The following is a 6,286-nucleotide window of genomic DNA, read 5'->3' on the forward strand; positions in this document are numbered from 1 at the left end:
GGAGGGCAACGTCGCCTTGTTGTCAGCCGCTGACGCCGGGGTTGCGCCTGCCAAAACGGCGACGGCGCTGGCGGCTCCGGCAGCCGTGAAGAAGCCGCGGCGCGAGAATCCAGTACTAAAGATTTCCTTGTCATCAGTCATGGATTCAGCTTGGTGCGGCGCCGAGGCGAGACAGTGAAAACTGTCCAAGCGGCGAGCCACTGACAAATTAATTCTTGGTAACTCCGTTCGCTTACTGAGTGTGCCCGTTGCTGTTGCTGTCGCGGCCGGGAAGCCCGGAGGATGGCGGATACACAACTCGTCGATCACCCGCTATCGGTCAAGACGAGGAGGACGCAACTTAAGCCCTTGGCAAGCATCAAAATACCCCGTCGTGTGAGAAGAGGTCGGTAGTTCGGATCTCCACGCTTGAAGAGCGTTGGTACTGGTTTGGTACCATGAGGTATGGCTATGAATCGGCGAGTTCCTGATGACCTCGACCGCCGTCTCGATGCGCTTGCTGCCGAGGTGCACACGTCCAAGTCGGCGCTGCTGCTCCAAGGGGCCGAGCTGGTTTTGCAGCGGCACGGCCGCCGTCGCGAGATCAATGAGGGTCTGGATTTCGTGATGAGCCATGACGCTGAGCTGCTTAAACGCCTTGAGGATGCATGAGTTCGTACCTCGAAATCGAGGACGCACTGCAGGTGATCGACCGGTACGGGTTCCACATCCGCGACGTTGGCCTGCTCGCCTCGGCCTTGGCGCGCCCCGCAACGACGGTCATGGGGACGGAAGCCTATCCTCAACTGGCCATGAAGGCGGCAGCACTACTCGAGTCCGCGGCCAGGTTTCATCCCCTCATCGACGGCAACAAACGCACCGCTTGGACACTCATGGTCCTGCTGCTGTGGATCAACGGCTACCGGCACGACTTCAGCACCGACGAGGGGTTTGACCTGGTGGTGGGCGGGGCCGCCGGCGACATCGATTTGCGGCGCAGCGCCATCCTGATCGAGAAACACCTGATTCGACGATAGGTCCGGTCGGGAGGGTCCCAGGCTGATTGTCGGGATTCCCGTCGAGCTTCGGTGGGGGAGCTCGGACCAAAAAACGGGGTGTGCACATTGTGCACACTCTTGCCGTAGGACTGGGCCGTACCGGGGCCGGACTGGCTCGTACTGCCTATGTTTTCTCGACTTCCCAGTGTTTCCGGGGCTCGGAATGCGGTTCGAGTCCCACCTCGGGCACAGCATTCCCCCTCGTCAGAGGGGTTTTTGCTTTAACGTGTGTACAAAACTTGACAAGTGCCTCTGACGCTACGGGCGCGGGCTGTGGCCTGGCCGCCGCGGTGGCCTATCAAGTTGTGTGGGTGGCGGGTTCAGGGTCCTGGCTGGTAGGCCCTCCGCCTGCGCTGGGGTGGGGTTATGCGGTTCCTCGTTCCGGTTCTGTCGGATTGGTCGGGGGTGGCCAACACTAGTTCATGGTTCGGGGCTTGGGGTACAACATGATGAAACCGACCTTGGCCCGGAAAGTTTCCTTGGACAGCGATTCCTGGTTGGAAGGGAGTGCTGCACCTGTCCGCTTTGTCCTACCAAAGGGGGCGTGGACAGTCCCGAAAAGGAGGACGGCATGCCTCAATTTGCCTCCGAGAGCAGCGGTCATCTGCGACGATATGCGGTGCCGGAGGGGCTCAGTCCCGAAGAGAGGTTCGAACACTGGCGAATGTGGTATGGCAGTGCAGTCGAAACCCCGATGCGGTTGGAGAAGTCGGCACACGCTTCGCCTGTGCTTTTCACTCCTTCGGCCATTAGTCTTGCCGGGCCCGGTTTCAGCCTCATAGAAATATGGAACGCCCCCGCACTGGGCTCGTGGGCGCCGAATCCCGACACCAGGGATATTCGCGTGGCCTACTTCAGGAAGGCGCCGACCCTAACCCTCGCCCTCAACGGCGAGCCTGAGCCAGTATCGCCCGGCTCCGTCCGGTTTATTGATACCTCTGTGGGCGGCAGTTTTGATGCGCCCGAAGGCTTTCACGCCGTGCAGATCAACATTGATCGCAGCAGCCTGGATGTGAGCGAGACCGCCTTAGGCTCCCTCATTCGCCTGCCTGACCTCGCGAAACATCCACTTGTGGGCACTTTTGTGGTTCCCGCACTATTGAGCTGGAAGCGGCCGGGAATCGACCGCGAGGCATCGGGAACCGCAGACATCCTCAGATCCGTGATGGCGACCCTGGTGGGCTCACTGCTCGATGTGCCGGTCGAGGATGAGGCGCAAAAACCGGCACTGAGCCGGGCGGTGAAGAAATACCTTGATGCCAGCTACGACAACCCCGATCTAGATGTGGCAATGGTGGCCGAAAGGTTCAATCTCTCCCGTCGTTCCCTGTTCTACTTTTTCGAGAATGAAGAACTTCACCTGGGCGAACGCATACGCGCCTTGAGAACGCGCAAGGCGCTGGAGCTTCTTCTTCAAGCCGACGCCCAAAGGATCACCTACGCAGAAATTGCTGCATCGTGTGGATTCTCGAACGTGCAAAGCATGCGCCGTGCAGTGAAAGAGTTCACCGGGATGAATGTGAGGGAGATCCACCGATCCGAGACCGGAGTTCGTGTTGCACTGAAACAGCTGCGGGAGTCGCTGATGCCCTAGCGCATGACCGGGAGATCGAGTCGGCGGTCAAAGTGCGTTCCCCGGGGGCGCACGTATCGCGGAACGAACGTCTTCGTTCTTCGTGAGGCCGAAGCCGACACCCTAAACTACGTTCCGTGCAACACGATCGCTTTTCCTGTTGCAGTGACGGGACACTCTGAATCTCGGTCTACCGGAAGGTTCCGACTCAATGGAATCCGTATCCTGCGACGGCGTCGTTGCCGGCGATCCGGACGGGTCATCGCAGGACCAAATCAGACGCTACAGCGTTCCCGCCGGGCTAAACCCGGACGAAAAATTCGAACATTGGCGGACCTGGTACGGCAGCGCCATTGACGCCCCCGCTCGGTTGGAAAAAACCGAAAAGCTAAGCAGGGGCGCAATCTGGTGATTCCCGAGTGGAAGATCCAGGAAGTAACGTGGGTGGCCGGCCGTCCCCTACCGTTCGGTGCCTATGCTTCCCGGGTGGCGGGTGAGGAATCTATGGTCCGGGCGGGGTCGCGTTCGGCGAGGGCGCCGATCGCGGCGTCGATTTTGTCCATGATCTCCTGATCCAGTTTCACTCCCGATGCCGTCACGTTGGCCGCGACCTGTTCGGGCCGGGACGCGCCCATGATGGCCGAGGCCACGTTCTGGTTCTGCAGGACCCATGCGATGCTGAGCTGAGCCATGGTCAGTCCGGCTTCTTCCGCGATCGGTTTGAGCTTCTGGACCCCGGTCAGGACCTCGTTGGACATCCAACGCTTGATCATCTGCGCTCCGCCCTTGGTGTCAGTGGCGCGGCTGCCCTCGGGAGCAGGTTTTCCGGGCTCGTACTTGCCGCTCAGTACGCCCTGGGCCATGGGGGACCACACGATCTGGGAGAGGCCGAGTTCTTCGGACGTCGGCACCACTTCGGCCTCGATGACCCTCCAGAGCATCGAGTACTGCGGCTGGTTGGATATCAGCTGGAATGCCAGATCTTTGGCCAGTGCGTGGCCGTGACGGATTTGCTCCGCTGTCCATTCGCTCACGCCGATGTACAGGGCTTTGCCTTGCCGCACGATATCCGCGAAGGCCTGCATGGTTTCTTCCAGCGGCGTCTCGAAATCGTAGCGGTGGGCCTGATAGAGGTCCACGTAGTCTGTCTGCAGGCGCCTGAGGGAGCCGTTGATGGATTCCGTGATGTGCTTGCGGGAGAGCCCGAGATCATTGTGGCCCTTGGGCCCTGTGGGACCGAAGACCTTCGTGAAGATCTCCAGCGATTCCCGCCGTTCGCCGTTCAGAGCGTTGCCAAGGACAGTCTCGGCCGCGGTGTTGGCATAGACATCGGCTGTGTCGAAGGTGCTGATTCCGGCGTCGAGCGCTGCTCGGACGCATGCGGTGGCGGTGTCGTTCTCGACCTGGGAGCCGTGGGTCAGCCAGTTGCCGAACGTGATTTCCGAGATCTTGAAGCCGGAGTTGCCAAGGTACCTGAATTCCATTTTTTGCTGACGCACTTTCTCTCGTCCGTGAAGTAGCCGGCCGTGTGGCGGCACCCAGGCCCCTGACCACGTCGTTCCATGAGTGGCCCCTGTGTCTGTAGCCGTTTCCGAGACTACGCCTCCGACGGGATCTTTTGTCCAGGCGTGGCTGGCCCTTCGGGTCCTAGGATCAGCAGTCCCCCTTCCATGCGGACGGGGGAGTTGTGCCGTGGTTATAGTCGAAGGATGAAGCAGCGAGTATTGGGCAAGACAGGGCGCTCCGTCTCCGTTGTGGGGCTGGGCACATGGCAGCTTGGTGCCGACTGGGGCAACGTGGATCTGAAGGATGCCAACGACATCCTGGAAGCCGCAGTGGATTCCGGGGTGACCTTCTTTGATACTGCCGATGTCTACGGCGACGGGCGGAGTGAGCAAACCATCGGCACGTTCCTCGCTGCCAACCCCGGGCTGGACATCGCAGTAGCTACCAAAATCGGGCGGCGCCTGGAACAGAAACCGGAAAACTACACATTGGCCAACTTCCGGCAATGGGTTGACCGTTCCAGGCGGAACCTCCGGACGGAGTGCCTGGACCTGGTGCAGCTGCACTGCCCACCGACCCCGGTTTACAGTCGCCCGGAAGTCTACGATGCGCTGGAGACGCTCGTCGATGAAGGCGCAATCAAGGAATATGGCGTCAGCGTTGAGCGGACCGAGGAAGCACTCGAGGCCATCAAGCACGGCACGGCGACCGTCCAGATCATTCTGAACGCCTTCAGACTGAAACCCTTGGACGAGGTCCTGCCCGCGGCGAAGAAAGCCGGTGTCGGCATCATTGCCAGGGTCCCTCTGGCCTCCGGCCTGCTCTCGGGCAAGTACTCCAAGGACACAGTCTTTGCCGAAAATGACCACCGGAAATACAACCGGAACGGTGCCGCATTCGATGTCGGAGAGACCTTCTCCGGAGTTGACTTTGAACAGGGCCTCAAAGCGGTGGAAGAATTCAAAAAGCTTGTCCCGTCCGGAGCAACGACAGCCCAGGCGGCCATCGCCTGGATCGCGGCACACGACGGAGTCAGCACCGTCATACCAGGGGCCCGAAACCCCGGACAAGCCCGCACCAACGCTGCTTCCGCCCAACTACTGGACCACCTAGGACCGGACTTCGAGAACAGAGTCAGGGAAATCTACGACACGTACTTCCGCGAGATGATCCATTCGCGCTGGTAACCCGCCGTGTTCGAGGCGCCCTTGGAGGATTACGACGTCGTAGAGCTGACCCGCGTCGACCGCCCCTTGGCGCGGGGCCGGGCGGCGTTTGGAGATGGATTCGCTGTCGTCGGCCCGGTGCGCAGTGGACGGCGACGCTGTGGCGCCCGATCACGAGGCCGCGGTTCTGGCCCGCCTGGCGGAGGAAGCCTTCGTCGAGGGCGCGGATGTTGTCTATGCGCCCGTGGACGCCGGGGCGGCGGACCGGCACGAGGCCCTCGGCTGGACAAGGAACCCCAGATGACGAAAAGCCCGTAGGGCGCGTCGGCGTTGATCCCCGAGTCGCTTGCGTCATCGTGAACAATGCAGTCCCGAAGGAACTGGCTGGTCTGTGGAGGGGGCATGGTGTCTTCCCGAAGAGTCAGGGTTGGGTTCCGTAGATGAATTCCTTGGCGTGTGCGACGGCTTTTCGGAAGGCGTCGTTGCGCAGGCTGGCTTGCTCGGTGTTCCTGGTGTCGGTCTCGAGGTAGTTCGTGTACCCGGGTCGCAGGACCCATATATCGCCGGCGGGGGGAAGGTAGAACACTCCGAACGAGCGGTGCTGGGGGTCCTCGGTCCAGATGGGGACGACTGCGACCGCGGCGCCGGTGTCCGGGTTGATCCACTGGGCCCTGGGCATGGGTTGTTCGTGGGTCTCGGGGTCCAGGAACGGCGCTGTTCCTTTGCCCCATCTCTTCTCGAAGCGTTCGTAGAACGCGGGCATCAACTGGCTGTCGTACGGGCGCCAGGCACTCATGGGGGCTCCTTGGACTTGTGCGGTTTTCCGGCCCTCAGCGCCTGATCTGCAGGATCAGCACGTGGCCGGTTGGCGGACATGGCCGTTGCGGGACCGGCATTCCCGGGGACCGTCCGGCGGGCGGCTGTTTTAGATGCGGGGTGTTCTCGTGGGCGGGGGGATGGTCCCCGGCCTGTTCGGCCGGGGACCATCGTTGCGGGAGTCATCT

Annotated in this window: 7 protein-coding genes; 5 read left to right on the forward strand and 2 right to left on the reverse strand. The window is 61.4% G+C overall.

Going from position 1 to position 6,286, the window contains the following annotated elements:
* Window positions 1-450 precede the first annotated feature (450 nt).
* The 3 genes from KNN17_RS21775 (at window position 451) to KNN17_RS21785 (ending at window position 2,631) form a co-directional block, all read left to right on the forward strand.
* Window positions 451-651: a hypothetical protein gene (locus KNN17_RS21775; protein ID WP_241710950.1), complete on the forward strand. Its 201-nt coding sequence runs from the start codon at window positions 451-453 to the stop codon at window positions 649-651.
* Window positions 648-1,016 carry a type II toxin-antitoxin system death-on-curing family toxin gene (locus KNN17_RS21780; RefSeq protein WP_241710952.1) on the forward strand — a complete coding sequence of 123 codons (369 nt, stop codon included), beginning with the start codon at window positions 648-650 and terminating at the stop codon, window positions 1,014-1,016. The genes KNN17_RS21775 and KNN17_RS21780 overlap by 4 nt, the downstream gene beginning before the upstream one ends.
* Window positions 1,017-1,608: 592 nt before the next feature.
* Window positions 1,609-2,631 (forward strand): helix-turn-helix domain-containing protein, encoded by a 1,023-nt coding sequence (locus tag KNN17_RS21785; RefSeq protein ID WP_241710955.1) that lies wholly within the window; start codon window positions 1,609-1,611, stop codon window positions 2,629-2,631.
* Between the two features lie 452 nt (window positions 2,632-3,083).
* Here the strand turns inward: KNN17_RS21785 and KNN17_RS21790 are convergent, their stop codons facing one another.
* A complete protein-coding gene (locus tag KNN17_RS21790; RefSeq protein ID WP_241710964.1) occupies window positions 3,084-4,094 on the reverse strand; it encodes an aldo/keto reductase family protein in 1,011 nt (336 codons plus the stop codon).
* Window positions 4,095-4,319: 225 nt separating this feature from the next.
* Here KNN17_RS21790 and KNN17_RS21795 point away from each other — a divergent pair, with 225 nt between their 5' ends.
* Window positions 4,320-5,303: an aldo/keto reductase gene (locus tag KNN17_RS21795; protein WP_241710958.1), complete on the forward strand. Its 984-nt coding sequence runs from the start codon at window positions 4,320-4,322 to the stop codon at window positions 5,301-5,303.
* Window positions 5,304-5,397: 94 nt separating this feature from the next.
* Window positions 5,398-5,586, forward strand: coding sequence for a hypothetical protein (locus KNN17_RS21800; RefSeq protein ID WP_241710960.1), 189 nt, complete (start codon window positions 5,398-5,400; stop codon window positions 5,584-5,586).
* A gap of 117 nt (window positions 5,587-5,703) precedes the next feature.
* Here the strand turns inward: KNN17_RS21800 and KNN17_RS21805 are convergent, their stop codons facing one another.
* A complete protein-coding gene (locus KNN17_RS21805) occupies window positions 5,704-6,078 on the reverse strand; it encodes a hypothetical protein (RefSeq protein WP_241710962.1) in 375 nt (124 codons plus the stop codon).
* Between the last annotated feature and the right edge of the window lie 208 nt (window positions 6,079-6,286).

It is taken from the genome of Arthrobacter bambusae, from assembly GCF_022606295.1.
Classification (GTDB): domain Bacteria; phylum Actinomycetota; class Actinomycetes; order Actinomycetales; family Micrococcaceae; genus Arthrobacter; species Arthrobacter bambusae_A.